Source organism: Clostridium sp. C8-1-8 (genome assembly GCF_009928445.1).
Classification (GTDB): domain Bacteria; phylum Bacillota; class Clostridia; order Clostridiales; family Clostridiaceae; genus Clostridium_AR.
In genome coordinates, this window is record NZ_JAABNO010000010.1 from 149,695 (window position 1) to 170,597 (window position 20,903).

At 32.0% G+C, this 20,903-nt stretch carries 9 protein-coding genes and 2 pseudogenes; all 11 read left to right on the forward strand.

Features of this window, described 5'->3' with window-relative positions:
* Positions 1 to 259: 259 nt before the first annotated feature.
* The 11 genes and pseudogenes from GXK57_RS12445 (at position 260) to GXK57_RS12485 (ending at position 20,894) form a co-directional block, all read left to right on the forward strand.
* Complete coding sequence (locus GXK57_RS12445; RefSeq protein ID WP_160676553.1) at positions 260 to 6,169, forward strand: DUF3320 domain-containing protein; 5,910 nt, start codon at positions 260 to 262, stop codon at positions 6,167 to 6,169.
* Positions 6,170 to 6,958: 789 nt separating this feature from the next.
* Complete coding sequence (locus tag GXK57_RS26580; protein WP_243156418.1) at positions 6,959 to 9,610, forward strand: AAA family ATPase; 2,652 nt, start codon at positions 6,959 to 6,961, stop codon at positions 9,608 to 9,610.
* A 4-nt stretch (positions 9,611 to 9,614) separates the two neighbouring features.
* Positions 9,615 to 10,886, forward strand: coding sequence for an McrC family protein (locus GXK57_RS12455; protein WP_160676556.1), 1,272 nt, complete (start codon positions 9,615 to 9,617; stop codon positions 10,884 to 10,886).
* A 124-nt stretch (positions 10,887 to 11,010) separates the two neighbouring features.
* Positions 11,011 to 13,251: a DEAD/DEAH box helicase gene (locus GXK57_RS12460; protein ID WP_160676559.1), complete on the forward strand. Its 2,241-nt coding sequence runs from the start codon at positions 11,011 to 11,013 to the stop codon at positions 13,249 to 13,251.
* A gap of 258 nt (positions 13,252 to 13,509) precedes the next feature.
* Positions 13,510 to 13,620, forward strand: a complete 111-nt coding sequence (locus GXK57_RS26870) for a hypothetical protein (protein ID WP_279285501.1) — start codon at positions 13,510 to 13,512, stop codon at positions 13,618 to 13,620.
* Positions 13,584 to 13,802 (forward strand): recombinase family protein, encoded by a 219-nt coding sequence (locus GXK57_RS26585; RefSeq protein ID WP_160676561.1) that lies wholly within the window; start codon positions 13,584 to 13,586, stop codon positions 13,800 to 13,802. The genes GXK57_RS26870 and GXK57_RS26585 overlap by 37 nt, the downstream gene beginning before the upstream one ends.
* A gap of 96 nt (positions 13,803 to 13,898) precedes the next feature.
* Positions 13,899 to 13,994: pseudogene (locus GXK57_RS26590) on the forward strand (resolvase); the annotation flags it as partial.
* A 93-nt stretch (positions 13,995 to 14,087) separates the two neighbouring features.
* Positions 14,088 to 14,300, forward strand: coding sequence for a hypothetical protein (locus GXK57_RS26595; RefSeq protein ID WP_243156419.1), 213 nt, complete (start codon positions 14,088 to 14,090; stop codon positions 14,298 to 14,300).
* 468 nt (positions 14,301 to 14,768) lie between these two features.
* Positions 14,769 to 15,004, forward strand: a pseudogene (locus GXK57_RS26600) (group II intron reverse transcriptase/maturase); the annotation flags it as partial.
* Between the two features lie 516 nt (positions 15,005 to 15,520).
* Positions 15,521 to 17,497: an AAA family ATPase gene (locus GXK57_RS12480; RefSeq protein WP_160676564.1), complete on the forward strand. Its 1,977-nt coding sequence runs from the start codon at positions 15,521 to 15,523 to the stop codon at positions 17,495 to 17,497.
* Positions 17,498 to 17,504: 7 nt separating this feature from the next.
* Entirely contained in the window at positions 17,505 to 20,894 is a 3,390-nt protein-coding gene (locus GXK57_RS12485) for a helicase-related protein (RefSeq protein WP_160676567.1), read from the forward strand.
* Positions 20,895 to 20,903 lie beyond the last annotated feature (9 nt).

The following is a 20,903-nucleotide window of genomic DNA, read 5'->3' on the forward strand; positions in this document are numbered from 1 at the left end:
TTAAAATACAATAACTGACTACTAAAAAAATTAGGTATATTTAGAAAAAATCAGAGAAGACAATAAATTAATCTCTAGAAAAGTGGAAATATTGCAATAGATACAATGAAATTGAGAGTTGTTCCATTTATAAGGAAAATGAGTTATTATTTACATATAGTATAGAGTGTGCTTAAGTTATAAAATTTAACTTGTACATATCTTATAAAAACGTGTATTGTGAAAGGTTAAAAGAGTATTTATTTGGGAGGCAGTGAAGATGGACAAGAAACTAGAGCTTGAGGGGTCCTTTAGTGGTGTAGTTAATTTTGCTATGCAGCAGAATTATGTGCCGATAGTTAGAAATCTAATAATAAAAAATAATAGCTCTGAAGATATTAAAGATATAGATATTACTATCACCGTAGAGCCTGATTTTGCTTATGAATGGAAGGTAAGAGTAGAAAATATTCGATCTGAGCAGTCAGTTGAATTGGATTCTATTAATATTAAGTTGTCGCCAAACTTTTTGTATAGTTTAACTGAGAAAATGGCTGGTACTATTTTTATTAATATTAAGCAGGGAGAAGAAGTACTAGAAAGTGTTACACAAAACATTGATATTTTAGCCTATGATGAATGGAGCGGAACCTTGATTATGCCAGAAATAATTTCTGCATTTATAACTCCAAATCATCAGAAGGTTACTGAAATAATTATTAAAGCTAATAAAATACTAGAAAAATGGTGTGGAAGTCCATCCTTTGTTGGCTATCAGAGCAATAATCCGAATACAGTTAGAATGCAGATGGCTGCCATATATACAGCATTGCAAAATGAAAATATAGCTTATTGCATGCCACCAGCAAGTTATGAAATAATTGGACAAAGAGTTAGGCTTTGTGATGAGGTATTAGCTCAAAAGTTAGGTACTTGTTTGGACTTGTCATTACTATATGCAAGTTGTTTGGAAGCGGTTGGATTGTTTCCTATGATTATATTTTTGAGAGGTCATGCATTTGTTGGATGTTGGCTTGAGGGTCAATGCTTTGCTGAATGTGTTCAGGATGATGTTTCCTTAATAACTAAGAGAATAGCAGAGGGAATAAATGAAATATGTCTTGTGGAGTGCACTTGTTTTGTGGCTGGAAAGAAAATTGATTTTGATGCGGCAGTTAAGTCTGGAGAAAATGATATTACTTCTAGCTATGATTTTGAACTTTTAGTAGACATTAAAAGAACAAGAGGAAGTGGAATAAGACCTATACCATTAAGGAAGAAAGCTGGAGAAGGCAATGGCTTCTATGAGGACGTTGATTTTTCAGCAGAAGAAAATTCAATGAATGCTAGTATAGGACATTCTCCAAAAGAAATAGAAACCTTTGAAAAAATAAATTATGTGGATCATGTTGATATAACTCGTCAACAGCTTTGGGAGAGAAAGCTATTAGATTTAAGTCTTCGTAATACTTTAATTAACTTTAGAGTTACGAAAAACTCTATTCAGCTTATGGCTTCACAGCTAGGTGAACTTGAAGATGCTTTATCAAGTGGAGAAGAGTTTAGTATAATGGCAAGACCAAAGGATATGCAAAATACTCTTAGAGATTCAAAAATATATGAGGCTGAGAATCAAACATCAATTGTAGATAACTTGATTAACACTGAGTTTAAAAATAAAAGATTAAGAACCTTTGCTGATGAAAAGGAAGTTGATTACAGGATTAAGGGACTTTATAGGCAGGCAAAGCTTAGTTTGGAGGAGAACGGTGCCAATACTCTTTATTTAGCATTAGGCTTTTTAAAGTGGTATGAGTCTGATGTAAGTGAAAGAGAAAGATATGCTCCAATCGTATTAATACCAATAGAAATAGTGAGAAAGTCTGTTCAGAAGGGTTATGTTATACGTATACGTGAAGAAGACCCTCAAGTAAATATTACCTTGCTTGAAATGCTAAGGCAAGATTTTGGACTTACGATTGGAGGACTAGATCCATTACCTACAGATGATAGTGGTATAGATTTAAAGAGAGTATTTAACATCTTTCGTCAAGCGGTTATGGACAAGTCTAGATGGGATGTTGAAGAACTAGCTTTTATTGGATTATTCTCCTTTAGTCAATTTATAATGTGGAATGATATTCGTAACCGTTCAGAAGATTTGAAGAAGAATAAGATTGTGGCAAGTCTTTTGTCCCAGAAGATGGAATGGAAACCTACAGATGATTTTCCAGAGCCTAATACTTTAGATGATACTTTTAAACCAATGGATTTAGCAGTGCCAATTAGTGCGGATTCTTCTCAGTTGTCTGCCATAAGTGCCTCTGGTAAGGATAATAGCTTTGTTTTACATGGACCTCCTGGAACAGGTAAGTCCCAAACTATTACTAATATTATCGCAAATGCTCTATATCAAGGAAAATCAGTACTGTTTATTGCAGAAAAGATAGCTGCACTTTCTGTAGTTCAAAAGAGATTAGAAGCCATAGGACTTGGGAGATTTTGTTTAGAACTTCATTCTAATAAGGCGAAAAAGAAAGATGTTCTTGATCAACTAGATCAGTGCTTAAATGCTACAAAAGTTAAAGCTCCTGAAGTATATGAAGAACAGGCAAAAAGGCTTTATGACCTTAGGAAGGAATTAAATGAGGTTGTTAACAGCATACATAAAAAACAAGATTTTGGTTGGTCTTTATATGAGGCTATTTCTTGCTTTGAGCAATATAGAGATTATGCTGATTCTGTAAGATTTACAGAAGAGCAGGTTAGCAAAGTTACACCTGATATATATACTCAATGGGTTGACATACTAGGACAGTATAAGGTTGCAGGAGAAGAGTGCAAAGGTGCATATAATAACCCTTTAATAGAGTTTACAAATAGCAGCTACTCTCAAGGAGTTAAAAGTGAAATAAATGAACTTTTAAAGAAATATGCTGAAGCTGTTATTGATTTAACTAAATCAAATACAGAGGTAACTAAGTTAATTGGACTTAATGAAGTTGGAAAATATGATAAAGTTAAAGCTTTAATAAATTTAACTCAGATAATTAATAATTCTGATTATATTCCAGCTAAGCTATTTGCCAGTGAGGAACTTGCACTTCTGAAGGATAAGGTTGACAAGGTTTGTGGCTGCGGCAAAAAACGTGATGATATAGAAAAGCAGCTCCTAGATTTGTTTACAAAAGCAATATTAAGTTTTGATGAAGAAAGTGCCCTCAATCAATGGAAGATAGCAGAGGATAGCTGGTTCTTACCTAAGCTCATGGGACAGAACAAAATAGCAAAAGTACTGAAAGCTATGGCCAATAATGCAAAGGAGTTTGATAAGAATAATATCCCATCTTACCTAAAACTTATAGGTGAGTATAAAAGCAATCAAAAGGTTGTAGATGAAAACAGCAAATTGTTTAATGAACTGTTAGGTATGTTATGGAATGATGGAAAAGCAGATTGGTCAGTGATCAGTAAGGGGTACTCTGATGCCGTTTGTATAAATGATTTGCTTTCAGGTATTGCAGATAGTATATCGGAAAAGCAGAAAGCAAAAGTCAAACTAGCTGGAGAAGTATTTATTGATCTAAAGGATTTTAAGCAAAGGAATGGTGATATTTTAAGAAAAGCTATTAGTAACTTTGAAGCTTTATCTATATTAGAGGAAAAAATATCACAAAAGTCTGGTATTGACTTTAATGCTTTAAAATCAAAGGAACAGTGGCTGAAGAATGCTGGTGAAAAGGCAAAGCTTTGGTTAGATAATCTAGATGGGCTTAGAAACTGGTGTACCTATTTAAGCATAAAGGATAAAGTTAAAAAGGCAGGCTTAGAAAATGTAGTCGCTGCTTATGAAAGTGGAAGCTTTAAAGAAGCAGAGATGCTGCCAGTATTCTATAAAGGTATATCACAAGCACTTGCTATTTATATAGTAGACAAGGAAAAAGCTTTATCGGATTTTACTGGAGCAATATTTGAAGAAACTATTTCAAAATATAAGGAAACTAGTGCTTACTTTGAGAGTCTTACAAAAGAAGAGCTTATTGCAAGATTATCAGCAAAAATACCAGTAGTATCAGGCAATGTGGCTAATTCGTCAGAGATTGGAATATTACAAAAAGCCATAAGAAGTGGCGGAAGAATGCTATCTATAAGAAAACTTTTCGATAGTATACCTAATCTTTTAAGAAAACTATGTCCTTGTATGCTTATGAGCCCAATTTCTGTTGCTCAGTATATAGACCCTAAGTATCCTGCCTTTGACTTAGTGGTATTTGATGAAGCTTCTCAGATGCCAACTTGCGAAGCAGTGGGAGCCATGGCAAGAGGAAATAATGTAATAGTTGTAGGAGATCCTAAACAGCTGCCACCTACAAGCTTTTTTAGTACAAATAGATTAGATGAAGACAATTATGAGCAAGAGGATTTAGAAAGCATACTGGATGACTGTTTAGCTTTGTCAATGCCTCAGCAACATTTATTGTGGCATTACCGTTCCAGTCATGAAAGCTTAATAGCCTTTAGTAATATGCAGTATTATGATAATAAACTTTTTACCTTTCCATCACCTAATGATTTAGTTTCAGCTGTAAAATATATTCCTGTTAAGGGATACTATGATAGAGGTAAAACTAAACAAAATAGAGCAGAAGCAGAAGCAATAGTTTCTGAGATAGAAAGAAGATTAAAAGACCCAGTACTTAGAAAGCTTAGCATGGGAGTTGTAACCTTTAGTTCTGTTCAGCAGAATCTTATCGATGATTTGTTGGTAGAGCTATTTGCCAAGAATACAGAGCTGGAAAAGATAAACAATGAAGCAAGTGAAAGTATTTTTGTTAAAAATCTTGAGAATGTTCAAGGTGATGAAAGAGATGTAATTTTATTTTCCATAGGATATGGACCAGATGAAGAAGGAAAAGTAGCACTAAACTTTGGACCTCTTAATAGAGAAGGAGGAGCAAGAAGACTTAATGTTGCAGTATCCCGTGCAAGAAAAGAAATGATGGTATTCTCAACCTTAAGACCTGAGATGCTGGACTTATCAAAAACAAGGGCACAAGGAGTGGCACAACTTAAAGCCTTCTTAGAGTTTGCAAAGAACGGAAAAAATTCTCTTCCAAGTAAGGTAAGCAATGCATCTTCAATTAAGCACAATAATATCGAGAGGCTCATAGCAGAAAAGATTAAAACCTTAGGCTATGAGGTTCATACCAATATAGGAGCATCTGAATATAAGATAGATATAGCAATAGTAAACCCTAACAAAAAAGGACAATACATATTGGGCATAATGTGTGATGGTAACAACTATAAAGCAGCCAATACCTCAAGAGATAGAAATATTCTCCAAGGTTCTGTACTAAAATCCTTAGGCTGGAATATCCATCGTCTGTGGATTTTAGATTGGTGGGACAACCAAGGCAAAGAGTTCAATAAGATAAAACTGGCAGTGGAAAATGCAATAGAAGCTGATGGTAAAAAGCAAACAGTAGAGGCTATCAAAGATAGCAATGCTTCAGAAGAAACTATTAAAAATCAAGCTTCCAATGCTTATGCTAATTACGACTTAAATAAAACCAATGAAAGCACCGCTAAAAGCAAGGAAGATAATAAAGCTTTCATAGATGAACATAACGAAAAATATCTAGCCTGCACCTTAGAAAGCATTAACTTGGGAGCAGAGGAGTTCTATTCTTCACAAAATAATAAGCTCATTATCTCACAGATAGAACAAGTTCTAAAGGAAGAAGCACCTATAAGTAAGAGTTTATTATGCAAGCGCATCTTAGCTTCCTGGGGAATAACTAGAATGGGAGCAAGACTAGACAGAAGATTTGAAGATCTATTTTTAATTATGTCATTAACAAAAACCCAATCAAACAACATTAGTTTCTACTGGAGCAGCGATAATGGTCCATCAGAGTTTATAGCCTTCCGTGTCCCAGCAGAGGATAAGACTCGAAGAAATATGGAAGATATACCTGCTGAGGAAATATCTAATGCAATAAGATACATCCTTCAGAATCAAATAAGTTTGCTAAAGTCAGACTTAATAAGAGAGGTTTGGAAGCTTTTTGGTTTCTCCAGAGGAAGTGCCTCTATAGACAGTATTATTAATGAAGGAATAGCTATGGCAGTTAAGAGAAATTTTGTGAAGATTGATGATATGGATAGAGTGGTCATGGTTGAGTAAGTTTTTAGTATAGATAAATATTTTGTTAATATGTCTACAATTGGTAAGAGCTTAGTGTTAAAGGCACTAAGCTAATCCTTAAATAATTAATTTAGTTTCTGTATGTTTGATAAAACTAAATATGCAGAGGTAAGACAAGAAAAGTGCTGATCTGTGGTGGATTGGCGCTTTTTTGTTGATTAGGGATCGCATGGCAAGGATAAAGTTAAGTGGAGTGTAATGGAGAAAAGCTGTTCTTTATCTTAGATAACTAAAGAAAATCTTACCGAGCAAAGGAAATAAAATAAAACTCTCGACTAATCGACGAAGCTTTATTTTGATAGTTGTCATGTTTTTAAGGCGGATTTTTAAATCATACGTGAATGACAAGTGTTAAATATATTATAAAAACAATGATAAGATATAAAGAAGATAGAGGTTGGATTTAATTTCTTTATACATATTGTCTATTTGCCAGTCTTTTTGTTTAGAATTTTATAACTATGGTATATTATGTATAATTTTGTTAGAATTAAATTAGCAAAATATAAAGAGTGATAATTGTACATCAGAATTTCTGTGGCAAGGTATAGAAATTGATTTGCCAATAATTATTTTCGGTAGGTATTACTATATAAAGGATGACAATAAGTGATTATACGAATACTAGGATGAAATTATTTGAAATATAATATAGGACTTTCTTGGCAAGAGCTAGAAATGGTGGGGTATTTATTGACAATAGTAATGGATCTGATGAAGCATTTGGATATTTTAGAGAATTAGGTGTATATGAGGGGGAATATATAGGTGCATATATTTGAAAAAGCAGATCAAGCAGCTTGGATTGCTGCTCTACTAATAACATATGATGATTATATGAGCAAAATAAAGTGGGGAGAAATAAATACGGATGATTTATATTTTAAGCAGTCTATAGTTCTGAAAAAAGCAAATGATATGTGTACTAAAGAAATCGAAAATGCTAGAATTTCATATCATCTAGATTCAGGCAATGACAAAGCTTCACATAACTATTTTGTAAAAAGAAAATCTGATTCTTTTGTAAGACTTGTGTATAATGGGGAGATTAACGGTATAAAAGAAAGGCCAGAAGGATTAAATATGGATCTTAAATTTAATACTGTTAATGGAGAAAAGTCATTAAATGAATTGGTGAATTTCATAGATAACGACTATACAAAACTTATGAAGAACATAGAAGAGGTTGAAAAGTTGAATAAAAAAGATTATTTGAGCATATTAGAATTTTTAATGGAGCATTCAAATGAAAGATATACTAGACTAGATAAAATAGAAGACGATATGGAAAAAGAAAGGTGTGAAAAATTAATAAAGTCTGCCCAGGAAGCTATAAGAAAGTTTAAGAACATTGGAGATGTTTTCTCTGATTTTGGTTTTACTTATGATGGAAATTCATCTACCTGGCTAGATGGTAGTAAAACCAGAGTTCGAAGTTATTTTTGGATTGAGCTCAAAAAGAAAGATAAAAGTAAGTTAAGTACTAGCATTTCTATATTTGCTGAAATTCTAGGTGATCCTAGGTTTAGAGTTTCACTGGAAATTAAAGATAGTAAAAGTGAGGAAAATGAGTATATAAGACATTTTAGATACTTAGATAAAATTGACGTTGATAAAACAGACTTCGAATATTTTGGACCAAGACAAGATAATTTAAAGTTTGATGAATTGTCTAAAGAAGATATTAGAGCTTGGGTTGAGGATGTTAAATATAGAAGAAAAACTAAACTTCAGATAGGAAAGACTTTAAATTATGATTCATTATTAGATATGAATGAAGAAGATATATTTGGATTTTTTGAAGAGAATGTTATGAAACTAGAAAAGTATTATGATATTGCTGTTGGAGATATTGAAGATATTATGGATAATTCATCACATAGACTTAATGAAAATATTAAAGTACTAAGTAAAAATCAAATACTCTATGGGCCTCCTGGTACTGGTAAAACATATAATGCAATTTATAGAGCTCTAGAGGTTATAGATAGGGAAAAGTATAACGATTTAATAAATAATCCAGTTAAGAGAGCTGAAGCAGTAAAGGTGTTCAATCAGCTTTTAGATGATGGACAAATATCTTTTTGTACATTTCATCAATCATATAGCTATGAAGATTTTGTTGAGGGTCTACGTAGTAATGAAAGTGGAAATGGATTTGTGCCTAAGGCGGGAATATTTAAGAAGATTTGTGAAAGAGCATCAAATAAGAGCAAAGCACGTAGATCTAAATATAATTTTGATAAGAATAAAATTAACTTTTTTAAGATGTCTTTAGGTGAAAAAAATGTGGAAGATGATATATATAAATATTGTATAGATAATAATTGTGTTGCTTTAGGTTGGGGAGCTGAAAATGATTATACCAATTGTCAAACAGAAGAGGAAATTAAGAGGAAATTTTTAGAGACAAACACAATTGATAGTGAAAATAAATTTGAAATTGATGCTATAAGAAGATTTAAAATTGGTATGAAAGCAGATGATATTGTAGTTGTATCTGACGGAAACAAATTAGCTAAAGCTATCGGCAGAGTTATCGGAGAGTATAGATATGAAGCTGAAAGTGAAATACGTTTCAAGCATTTCAGAAATGTAGAATGGCTATATGTTGGCGATTCTATAGATGTTAGTAAGATACTTGTGAATAAACAGTTTTCTCAGCAAAGCATATACATGATCGGGAAAAATGACATAAATATGAGCGGTGTATTAAGCTTAATAAGTAATAACTTAATTGAACAAGCAGAAAGCGATAAATATGTACTTATTATAGATGAAATCAATAGAGGAAATATATCAAAGATATTTGGTGAACTTATAACTCTAATAGAAGAGGATAAGAGACTTGGCGAAAAGAATGAATTAAAAATAACATTACCTTATTCTAATGAAAAGTTTGGGGTACCAAATAATTTGTATATATTAGGAACAATGAATACAGCAGACAGATCAATAGCTTTATTAGATACTGCTTTAAGAAGAAGATTTGAGTTCTTTGAATATATGCCCAATATATCATTATTATCTGAATATGTTGAGGGCATAAATGTAAGAGCATTTTTAAAAATGATTAATGATAGAATAGAGTATCTATTTGATAGAGAACATACAATTGGACATGCGTATTTCATAAGAGAAGATCTTGATTTTAACAAATTAGTTTCAATAATGAGGAATAAAGTGATACCGCTAATCCAAGAATACTTCTATGGGGATTGGGAGAGAACCATGTTAGTACTAGGGGGGGCAGGAAAAGTTGGAGATACTAATTATTTTATTTCAAAAGAAAAAAATGATACAAAAAAGTTATTTAAAAATATGAGAGTTGACGAATATCAAGAGCTATATAACTATTCAATAGTTGAGAAACCAAGTAAACAAGCTTTCCTAAACGTCTATGAAGATAAAGAGGAATAGTTTTATGAGGCATATAACAATTCAAGAATGTTATGACAGTATTACTATTTGTGAGACATTAGAAAAAAACACGATTACTCACAAAGAGGCGGATGAGTTATATAACTATATATTAGCAGAGAATTTAGATAAGGACTATATTGTATGGGGACGAGATACAGTTACTTTTATTAATTACGTAGGATATATCAAATTGTCTACAGTAGCAATTGAAATTCTTCCAAAGGTAAGTATAAATAGAAATCAGCCAGAGTTCGGTAGAAAGGCATTGTTAAATTTACTCTCTAAATCTGGAATCTTAGATGTCACTTATTCAGATTTAGCCTCACTCCATATTTATAAAATTGATTTAAATGAAATAATAACATTATTGTTTGCACGTAAGCTACAAAAAGAATTAACTAGAGGGCCTTATCAAGAGTATGTTTATATTGAAGAAAATTCTAGTGCTTTAAAAGGTAGTCTTTTGGTAAAAGAACACATTAGAAATATAGCATCGCAGACATCAAAAGTATTTTGCAGATATGAAGAGTTTTCAATGGATAACACACTAAATAGAATATTTAATTATTGTGTAAAAATATCACTAAAGAATATAAAAAATGAAGAGACAATAAAACTTCTACAGCATTCGCAATCATATTTTGCAGACCTTAAAGAAGTAGAGATAAGCAATTATGAAATAGTGAATTACAAATTTAATAGACTTAACAGCAGATTTGAGCAGGTTTTTATATTAGCTAAAATGATTCTTATGGGATATTCGTCTATTGGCAGTAGTGGAGTGGAAAAAACATACTCTATTCTATTTAAGATGAATGAAGTATTTGAAAAATATATAACAAGATTATTATCTATGAATTTAGAAGATTCAATAGTTAAATATCAGCATTCAAAATATAGGCTATTAGTTAATGAAGATACAAATAATAGTATTTTTAAGCTAGAACCAGATATTGTTATCGAAAGTAATGGTATCGAAAGTATTATAATAGATACAAAGTGGAAGAGAATTTCCAGTGAATATAATAGGCATGGGGTTAAAAGAGAAGATCTTTACCAAATGTATGCCTATTTAACAAGATATCCTGATGTCGATACAGTTATACTTCTATATCCTCATAATGAAAATGTTGAAACAGAAGATAAGAAGTATCTTGAATCTTGGTATTTAGATTATGATAAGTCTAAGAAGATAAGGGGTTATACTGTTGATTTAGAATCAGAAGAACTAACTGTTAGGTGTCTAAAAGAAATTGTTAGAGATGTTGAATAAAAATGTATAGAAATATGATATATGTTGTAGCAACTATACTGAAAAATAAGGCTGAAATACTTATAGCTAGAAAAAAATCAGTGATTAGCATAAGAAAAAAAGTTTTGGGGGGGATAAAACTACTATGGAAAGTAAAGGAATAAAACTAGCCAGTGGAGCTGAAGATAAATTTATAGAACTTTTCTCTGAGGCTTTTGGACCTGAGAAAACTAATAGATTAGTAATACAATATGGTATAGAGGACATCTATGGCAGAAGTAGATATATCGATTTTGCTATAGTGACAGATAATGAAAAGGTAGCTATAGAAATTGATGGGGAAGGTGTTCATGAACCAGGAAAAATAAGTCATGAAAAGTATTATGATGATTTATTAAAGCAAAACAGCATCATCTATAAGAACTGGAAGCTCTATAGGTGGACTGATGGGCAGATGAAGAAATATCCTGATAAAGTTAAAGATGAAATGGTTACTTTTTTAGGAGATTTACTGGAGCAGAATATTTCAGATTACCTTCCTAATCAACAAGGAAGTACCTTAGAGCTTAGAGAGCATCAAGAAGAGGCTCTTGAAAGTCTTAAAGAATTAAGAGCAGCTGGAGATACCATTGCTCTGCTTTATCATGCGACTGGAACTGGTAAAACTGTAACTGCAGTAGAAGACGCCAAATCAATTGGTAATAGAACCTTGTTTATTGCCCATACAAAAGAGCTTATTCATCAAGCTAGTGAAAAGTTTAAGGAGCTTTGGAGTGATGTTAGCTGCGGCATATATATGGGAGATATTAAAGAAAAAGAAGCTCATGTGGTCTGTGGATCTATTCAAAGCGTTAGTCAAAACTTAAAGGATTTTAATGAAGAAGATTTTGATTACATTATTATAGATGAAGCTCATCATGGCACAGCTGCAAGCTATAAGGATATATTATCATACTTTAAGCCAAGTTTTACTTTAGGACTTACTGCAACTCCTGAGAGAACTGATGGAGAAGACTTATTAGAAACCTTTAAGAATGTAGCTCATAAGCTTGACATAAAAACAGCAGTAGAAAAAGGGATACTTGCAGAGATCAGATGTATAAGAATAAAAACTAATGTAGATATTTCAGATGTTAGAATAAGAGGAATTAAGTATGATGCAAAAGATCTAGAGAGTAAGCTGTTCGTTCCAGAAAGAAATAATGTAATAGTAGACACCTACATAAATTATGTTAAGGATAAGAGAACAGTGGTGTTCTGTGCTTCAGTAAATAATGCAGAGGACATTGCAGAGCTATTTAGAGAAAAAGGTATAAAGGCTGAAGCTGTATCAGGAGCTATGAAGCAGTCTAAAAGAGAAAAAGTTCTAAAAGACTACGAAGCAGGAGAAATTAAAGTGCTTTGCGCCTGCGACTTGTTAAATGAAGGCTGGGACAGTCCAAAAACAGAAGTACTATTCATGGCTAGACCGACTATGTCAAAAGTAATATATATGCAGCAGCTTGGTAGAGGAACAAGAAAGGTAGAAGGAAAAGACTATCTTTTAGTATTTGATTTTATAGACAATGCTAATCTATTCAATATGCCACTATCAATGCACAGAATGTTCAACTTAGCTGATTATATACCAGGAGGCTTAGTATTAGCTAACGGAAATAAGAAAAGAATTGAGGACGATGTACTAAGACGAGGTGAAAAACCAGTAGAGTTCATTGATCTTCCTGTAGATGTTTTAGACTTTGAACATATAGATTTATTCAACTGGAACACAGAAGCTCAAAACATGATATCCCAGATGGAATTTGTAAGAAGAGTGGATGTACAGTCTGAAACTATTGCAAGGTATATTAGAGAAGGAAAAATAGTTGCAGATCTTGAAGTACCCTGTGGCAACACAAGCTTTAAATACTTTAAGGAAGAAACAATACTTAAGTATGCTGAGGAGTTTAACTGGGAGCTAATAAATGATTCAAACATAAAGGAAAAGTTCATAGAATTTATTGAAAAGATGGATATGTCTTATTCCTATAAACCAGTGCTTCTAATGGCTATGCTAGAACAATGTGATGTTAATGGAAGAGTTCTAGTAGAAGATGTAGTTGATTATTTTATAGATTATTATGAATACAGAAAAAGCAGAGGTCTTCAAGCTGAAAAGAAAAAGTCACTATATAACGATGAAGTTATACATAGGAGAAAAGCAAAGTCAAATATATTTTCTAATCCTTTTAAACGTTTTGAAGATATGAGATTTTTGGAGAAGTGTAAGGATATTGAGTATATTCAGTTTAATAAGAAGATATGGAAGAAGCTCAGTGATAAGGAGAAAAAGTGGATTTATAGAAGGTGTGAGGAGAGGATTGGGGAGTATTTTGGGGAGAGGTAAAAGTGATAATAGGTATAAGAGATTGAATAGTGGTTGTTTTTAATCGTCGAAATGTTTAATTAAACAGATTGTGTAGGATATAATTCCTTATACAAGGCAAGACGAGTCAAGGAGTATCAGCGAAAACTCCACCTGGGGCATTAGCAGAAAATTTGAACAAGTAAAGTTAATAGTTAACCATAAGAAATTTTAGGCTACGATAAAGATGAAAATGGTAACCTTATTATAAATGAAAATCAGGCCAAGATTGTAAGTAGAATTTACACAGATTATCTTAATGGAAAGGGTTCTAATAGTATAGCATGGGAACTTGAAGAAGATAAGATTCCAAAGTGGGACGGGCATATAAATGGTATGAAAGTACCATAAGAGAAATATTAGCAAATGAAAAATATAAGGGTGATGCATTACTTCAAAAGACATACACTGCGGATTTCCCTACAAAGAAAAAGGTTAAGAATAATGGAGAGGTACCTCAGTATTATGTTAAAGACAGCCATCCGTCAATAATAGATAAAGAGATGTGGGAAGCAGTACAGCTTGAGATGTAGAGAAGACAGATATTTGCTGAAACTTATGGTGTATTTAAATTAGACTATGCAACATTAGATAACCCATTTGCAGGAAAGGTAATATGTGGGTATTGCATCAGCCCCTTTGGTAGAAAAGTATGGAATTCAAATGATGAAAGGTTTAGAAGAGTTGTTTGGAGGTGCAATAACAAGTATAAAGTTAAGGGGCAAAAAAGGTATGAAAGTAAATACATAAATGATACCGTTTTATATCAAGCTTTTATAAATAGCTTCAAGGCCATGGTTGAGAATAGAGAATTCTTTATGGGAAAGTGGAAGGACAATTTGAATAGTGATAATGCTTTGGTAAGATACAATTCAAAGCAACTGATAGGAATACTGAAGAATGTAGAACATATAGAAGAGTTTAGTGTAGATTTGTTTTATAGTATTATTGAGAAGATGACTGTGTTTGAAGGGGAAAATATTATTGTAAGCCTGCTTGATGGAACGGAAATAGAAGTTGTAATTGAATAAAAAACTAGAGAGAGCCAGTTTTGATGATATAAGTTTATCAAGACTGGCTTTTATGTGTGCCCATAATGGTCACGTGCTAACCGGTGAAAGTCAGCAATGAAGGGGGGTAGACCCCCAAAATAGCCTAAGACATGGGTTTTTATCGTGAGGTGGAATCTGATGGAAGTCGACGGCAAAGCCTTGGTCTGAGGTAAAAGAATCATATTTGAGGCTTAACTCTGTGGGCAAACCTGCATAACAAGGTAAAACCCAATAACTATCCGAAACAGAATGAGTAAATGTGGCAGATATATGAGGCGAAAGTACGTGCCCTTACCTGGATTGGTCTGATAGATACGTACCTAATGGATTAAATTTCTAGGATACAACCTATATATTGATATATAGCTGAACTATCAGAAGTCATAGTAACTCCGCTAAACGCGATAGCAGATGAAGGACTGAACATTAGGAGGTTTACAACTTTGGATAAATAAAAAAATAAAAATAAAACAAAAAATTCAATATAGAGACCAGTGGAACTTCAAGATAAATCAAAGGTGCCGAGTAAGTCTATGGTTTTACTAAATAGGTAAAGCGTAAACGATGAAGTATTTGATACTAGTAGATTACTTGAAGAAGTCCTAGATAGTAAATATAATCCTTTACCTGTAAGGAGAAAAGAAATATATAAACAAGATGGTGGAATTAGAATATTAGGGATATGAACTGTACAAGATAGATTGATTCAACAAGCAATTTGTCTTTGCGAAGGAACATTTTAAAGCGATAGTTAATGACATAGAGTTCAGAGCACCTGAGAATGATCCTTCTGAGCTTATGAATTCTATAGGATAACTACTTGTTTAAGAGATTTATTAAAAGAATTGATACCAATTTGTAGAGTTATATAAATAGAAATTAGTAGGGTTTTATAAGAGCAAAGAGCTTCTATAAAGCCCTATTTTGTTCGACAAATTTTGCTATAAAAAGGTGTTTAAGAAGTTTTGTAGAATTGTAGAATTGTTAAAAAGAACGTAGAAATAGGTATTATAGCGAGAAAAGTTATTAATATTTTGGATATATTTGTGTTAAGTAGATAAGCGGTTCTTTAAAGGAATATATAGTTAATTTACGTTAATAGATAACTATCGTATAATATATGTAGAGAATTAAATGGAGTTAACACTACTAATGCTTGGATATATAATATAGATTGAATTTTAAATGGGGTAGGTAATATGGAATTATTTTCTAGAAAAGCAAAATCACCGAAAAAATTGGAGGCTAAGATTTGGCCAAGTAATTTTGAGAATAAAGATTTTTTTTCAAAAGAAGAAAAAGAAATTATGAGATTTGTAAAAAGTAATATTGAAGATGGAAATTTTGTAGCAGGAGTTAACCCGGTTGGAGAAGGTATAATCAATAAAATATCATATTATTTTTCAAGAAACACAGGATTAATGACGTTTTTAATTATTAATAGGGAGAAGGAATCTGTAGTTTCCGGAATGGAAATGTTAGAGACTGTAAGTACTAGTCTTGAAAAGCATATTATGAATAGGTTATTGGATTCCAAAGTTCTGTTTATGAAAGAGTCAGATAAAAAGTTTCTGAAGATTCCATATAATCATTATGTAGTGCTCCAAAATGTTAACTTAACTACACTAAAGAAAAAAGAAAAAGAATTTTTTCGGCAATATGAAAATAAGCTTTTATTTAAAAATTTAACAACTATAAATAATAAGGATATTATTGCTGAAAGCAAATATAATATAGCTGGCTCGGATTACCAATTGAGCGAAATAGAAGAGAAGTCAATAATAGAAAGATTGTCACCGGAATATTCAGTTATTATACCGGAAAAGTATGATGAGGATACCATTGAGAGAGTACCAGCTAAAAAGATAAATACAAGGAGTTTTTCTTTAGATATAACAGGTAAGGAAATAGAATATAAAACTTTTGCGTTAGATGATGAGCAAGTTGAACTTATAAATGATCTTTCTCTTGGGCACAGACTTATATTAGCAAATCCGGGAGCAGGAAAGAGTGTAGTATTATTGTCAAAAGCCTTTAAAGTATGTAAGCTTTATCCTGACTCAGAAGTTTTAGTTACCTGCTATAATTCAAATTTAGCTGAATCCTATGGATTTAGAGCTGCCTGTTCCGGTTTCAACGAAGGAAAGAAGTTGCATATATCAACATTCCATAAGTTTATTTTAAATCTAACCAGGGATACACTAGGATTAAGATTGTCAATTAATGAATTTGATAAGGCGTTGGATGTGTTGGAACAAGCTATAGACAACGGAAAAATCAAATTAAGATTTAGGGCTATTTTTATTGATGAAGTTCAGATATTTGAACCAAGATGGCTGGATATATGCTATAAACTTATAAATGCTAATGAAGAACATATTTTCTTGTTAGCTGGAGACTTAAACCAAGATCTTAGAAATATGAGCAAGAAAGGAAAAGCTGTTTGGCAGCTAGCTAAACTGATACCATCCAACTTTAGAGGAAGAGTAAAATATTTAAATAAGAATTATAGAAATACACGAGAGATTTGTTCCTATATAAATACACAGTTAGAATTTATGAATACAAAGACGGAACAAATAGGTGTTAATGTAACAAAGGAATTTGACATAAACACCTTTGGTATTACTGACAGACAGGGTATACCTGTAACAGTTAAGAGAATAAATAAGTTTGATTTTCAAAAAGAAGTAATAATGAGTGTTAAAGAAATACACAAAAAATATAATGTAGATTATTCAGATATAGCAATAATATTTCCCTATAAGCTCCAGCCAGTTTTGAAGTATTATCCTCTGGCATGGATAAGATCAGGATTAGATAAAGAGGGAATTTATTATAAAATTATATGTCCGGATGGTAAAAACCCAAAAGAGAAATATATTGGTGGAGACGGTGTAGTATTGACAACAGTGGATTCAGCACTGGGACTGGACTTTAGAGCTGTAATAGTAGCAGCAATTTACCCATTAAGTTATATAAATAGAGATTATAAATTTATAGAAATTACTGAGTGGAATATGCTAAATAATTTTTCTGAAGAGGAAAAAGAAGCATATCTGAATGGTTTAAGGAAAATATATACTGCTTCATCTCGGGCAAGGGAAATCTTATATGTTCTAAGTGAAGTTAGAGAGAAACTACCAATAGATGAATTTATTAAGCCAAAGGAGTAAAATTTTAATGGAAACTGAAAAGAAGAATTATAATATTGTTGCTAATTATTTAACCGAAGAGTATATTAAAAGAATTTCTGGTGAAGATGTTAGCGATATTTTAATTGGAGACAATCCCAAAGATAGGGTTATGGTTGGTATGTTAGCCGCAGAGAGGGTAAGAAAATCTTATGGTGGCGATTATATTGAAAATGATGAAAATAAATATGAGAGCATACCTTCAATAGGAATGAGTTTTATTATTGATAATAATTCAAAGGGAAACTTATTTGTAAAACCACTAGGCTTTCTCTACTATAAAATAAAGCCAAACTTTAATGATTTTGAAGAGCATACATTAAGAATCTATAGCCAAAAGTATAGAATACAATTTGATAACTTGCATCATTTAGAACTATATATTAAAGAAAATGAGGTTAGTGACAAAATAAAACTGTTGCCATTCTATAAAAAAGTCACTTTGGATAAGTATTTTGATGAGCCGATTAAGATTAACATTGAAAAACTGAAAAAGGAAAAAACAATAAGTCTAAAAGAAGAGATAGATGAGCATTTAAGTATACTTGTTGAAGAGATAAAGTCCGAATCCATTTTTATTAATGACAACTTCTTCAAAATAGGGGATATTTCTTCAGAGTATAAATTTAATAGTATTGTTTTAAATAAGCAATATGAGTCAGCATTTCCGGCGTGGAATATAGACATAACTTTGCAACTGTCAGAGTCAGATGATGGGGATAGAGTTACAGTGACATATGTAAATTTATCCGAAGAAAGAAGTGAGCTTGTAGATGGAACTTATAGTCCACACATATTTAATGCACGATTGAGTGTTAAGGGTGATGAAAATGTTAATTTTAAAGATATTGAGTTAGATTATTTTATTGATGATTACAGACAAGATGTCTGTGTAAAAGCTATACCTGAGAATGCGTCAATAAAATACAATGAAGTGGAGAATTATCTAATAACTGAGAACATACCAATTTATTATCAAAATAGATTAATCACAAGAGATGAGTTTAGCAGCAACACATCTTTTGAAGTATTAATAAAAGAACCAATAAAGAATTTGCAATTTATTTTTAATAAGATGCAGGAAGATTTAATAAAGGTTACAGAAAAGTATAAAAGCGATCGTAACAGTGGAAAGTTTTCTTCTATAGCGCTGGACAACTATAAGAAGGACCTAGAAGGGTATAAGAGGGAAATTAATAGGTTTGAGGATGGAATAAATATTATTAAAACTAATGATATCTCGTATAGAGCATTTGTTTATATGAATGAGACTTTCAAAACCAAGTTATATAATGGACAAAAAGTAGTGCCAGGTTGGAGACTTTTCCAATTAGTGTTTATAGTTTCATTAATTAATGATATTGTGATTAGCGAATTTGAAAATAATAACAATTTTGGAATTGAAGAGTTAGAAATAGCAGACCTTCTATACTTCCCCACCGGTGGAGGTAAAACTGAGGCCTTTTTGGGAGCGGTTGTTTTCACAATGTTTTTTGATAGGCTACGAGGAAAGAATGACGGAGTCTCTGCATTCATAAAGTATCCTCTAAGGCTATTGTCTATAAATCAGCTTGATAGAATATTGATAACAATATGCAAAGCTGAGTTTGTTAGAAAAAAGTATTCCATTGGACTGAATGAGTTTTCTACAGGGTATTTTGTTGGAAGTAATAACACTCCAAATAGAATAAAAGATAAGGGAAATTTCATAGAAAAAACCCAAGAAGATTTAAATGAACAATACAGATTAATTGATACATGCCCAGTATGTGGAGACAAAAAAATTAATGTGCGATTTGATGAAGATAGCTGGAGATTAGTTCACTATTGTGACAATGATAAATGTTCATTAGCTGAGCTACCACTATGTATGGTTGATAATGAGATATACAGATATATGCCAACAGTTATTGTAAGTACAGTTGACAAATTAGCCGGAATTGGACTGAATTCAGCATTTAAGACATTATTTGGACAGGTAAAGGCAAAGTGTCCTAAACATGGCTACTCTCACAGAGGAAAGTGTATTGAAAGTGACAATGCAAAATGTCAGTGTAAATTAGTTCCTGTAAAGGATCTAAAAGATCCTGTTCCAACATTATTTATTCAAGATGAGCTCCACTTGGTAAGAGAAAGCTTGGGAACATTTGCAAGTCACTATATATCATTTATCAAATATTATTGTGAAAAGCTAGTTCCAGAAAGTCAGAGAAAGAGGATAAAATTTATTGGTGCTACTGCTACAATATCAATGTTTCAAGAGCAGATCTGGAACTTATATCATATGGATGGGAGGCGTTTTCCAACGCAATACCCGGCGAAGGAAGGGAACTTTTATTCAATAATTGACCATGAGGATGTATCAAGAATTATTATGGGATATGCACCTTATGGGAGATCTGTAACTAATGCGGTGTGGGAATCTACAACTAATCTTAGAATGATAATACATGATATAATAAAAGATCTTGATAAAGGTCTAGAAATATTAAAAGAAAAAGGTTTTGAAGGAAATACAGATAAGTTATTAGAAGTATTAAATAATTATTGGGTTTCAATAAACTATAACAATACGAAGCAAGATGGCATTGAACTTTATAATGCATTTCAAAATCAGGCTAACAATTTATTGAATGATAGAGGCATTAACGAATTTAATATTGATCAAATGACAGGTGACGATGGTTTTCAAAAAGTAAGACAAGTATTATTTGAAATTCAAAGCACTAAGGATAAAACTAATTGCACAAATCTTGTGCTTGCCACTAGTACAATATCTCATGGTGTAGATGAGGATTCATTCAATCAGATGTTCTTCTTTGGAATGCCTAATAATACAGCAGAATACGTACAGGCATATTCAAGAGTAGGTAGAAAGTATACAGGTATTGTAATAGATATTATAAGGTTAATGAGAGAACGGGATAGATCTTACCTAAAGAATTTTAATCTTTTTCATGAAAATAAGGATAGCTTAATCGATGCGGTACCAATAAACAGATGGGCAAAAAATGCTATATACAGTACTCTGCCAGGTATATTGGCAGCCTTAATAATTCAGTATTATGAATTTACTAGTGATAAATCATATCTTAGGGCTGTTGAATTGCAGAATATTATTAAGGAAGAAAAAATAGATGTTGAAGATGCTGTAACAATATTAGTAAACAGCTATGGATGTAATGATTCTGAAAAATCATCTTGGATCTATAGGGATGTTATAAAAGAAGAAATATCGAGAATAATGAATGCATTTAAAGAAATTGAGACAAGGGATAAATTCCTAGGGGACTGTATAGGGATGCTATCACGATACGGTAAAAAACCTATGTCTAGTCTTAGAGATACAGAGGAACAAATAGAAATTAAGATAAGATAAGAGGTGTGA